Genomic DNA, 1,415 nt, shown 5'->3' with positions numbered 1-1,415 from the left:
GCCGCCGCCCCGGGGCTCCGCACACGGTCCCGGGGCGCCCGCTCCCCGGGGAGCCCGCTCCTGCACCCTTCGACGGATCGGTGGACGATGTCGAACTTCGCCCAGCAAGTCGCGAACGGCCTCGGAGTCGGCGCGCTGTACGTCCTCGTCGCCATCGGCGTGACCCTCATTTTCGGGGTCTCACGCCTGGTGAACTTCGCCCAGGGCATGTTCCTCCTGCTGGGCAGTTACCTCAGCTACACCCTGGTCGCCGCCGGCGTCCCGTTCTGGGCGGCGGTGGTACCGGTGACCCTGGCCGTGGGGCTGTTCGGAGTCGCGGTAGACCGAGGATTCCTGCGCTTCACCCTCGACAAGCCGATGAACGGCTTCATCGTCACCCTCGGTCTGACCATCGCCCTCGAGGGCCTGTTCACCGTGATCTGGTCCCCTGAGCAGCGACGCATCTCCAGCCCGGTCTCGGGGACCACCGAGATCCTCGGTGCCCGGTTGCCCAGCGAGCGCATTCTCACGTTCGCCATCGCCGCCGGCGGCGTCGTGGCCCTGTACTGGATCCTCAACCGGACCGACCTGGGGCGGTCGATGCGGGCCGCGTCGGAGAACCGGGAGGCCGCCGCGCTGGTCGGTGTCCGGGTCGGTAGGTCGATCTCGTGGGCGTTCTTCCTCGGCGCCTGCCTCGCGGGACTGGCCGGCGCGTTCATGGCGACCCTCTTCCCGTTCACCCCGTACTCCGCGACACCGTTCGTGATCAAGGGCCTGGCGGTCGCCGTGATCGCCGGCCTCGGCCACGTCTGGGGCGCACTCATCGTCGGGCTGGGCCTCGGCCTGGCCGAGGCACTCGGCGGCGCCTACGGTATCGGGGCCGAGTGGCAGAACGGCTACGCCTACCTCGCCATGGTGCTGCTGCTGCTGTGGCGGCCCGCTGGACTCTTCGGAGGCAACCGTGCGTACTGACACCGCTGTCGAGGCGACCTCCCCGGCGGACGACACCCTCCAGGCGCCGCGCCCAGCCCGCAGGGGCCGCACGGTGCGGCGCGTCGCCGCCGTCGTGATGATGCTGCTGCCGCTCGTCATTGTGCCCCTGGACCCCCTGCGCCCCCAGTTCACCTGGTCGGCGACCAATTCCGCCTATTCACTCGCCACGGCCGCTGCCGTGTTCGGCATCCTGGCCTACGGCATCGCCGTGCTGCTGCGCTTTCTCGGCCTGGCCTCGATGGGTCACGGCGCCTTGTTCGGGGTAGGGGCGTACGCCTCGGCGCTCGGCCTGGAGAAACTCGGGCTTGGCTTCTCCCTCAGCCTCCTGCTGGCGCTCGCCGTCACCGCGGCGGTGGGTACCGCGGTCGGCGCGCTGGCGCTGCGGATGAGCGGGATGGCGTTCCTCATCATCACCATCGCGCTCGGCGAGCTCCTGGTGCTGG

At 70.5% G+C, this 1,415-nt stretch carries 2 protein-coding genes; both read left to right on the top strand.

Features of this window, described 5'->3' with window-relative positions; all coding sequences use genetic code 11:
* Positions 1-951 (top strand): branched-chain amino acid ABC transporter permease (locus tag ELR45_RS28025; protein WP_205857405.1); only part of this gene is annotated, 951 nt, incomplete at its 5' end.
* On the top strand, positions 941-1,415 hold a 475-nt coding region (locus tag ELR45_RS28020), incomplete at its 3' end, for an ABC transporter permease subunit (RefSeq protein ID WP_205857404.1). The genes ELR45_RS28025 and ELR45_RS28020, both read left to right, overlap by 11 nt.

Source organism: Phytoactinopolyspora endophytica, from assembly GCF_004138495.1.
GTDB lineage: Bacteria > Actinomycetota > Actinomycetes > Jiangellales > Jiangellaceae > Phytoactinopolyspora > Phytoactinopolyspora endophytica.
Note: the sequence above shows the minus strand (reverse complement) of the source record. Positions and strands in the feature narration are given on the sequence as shown.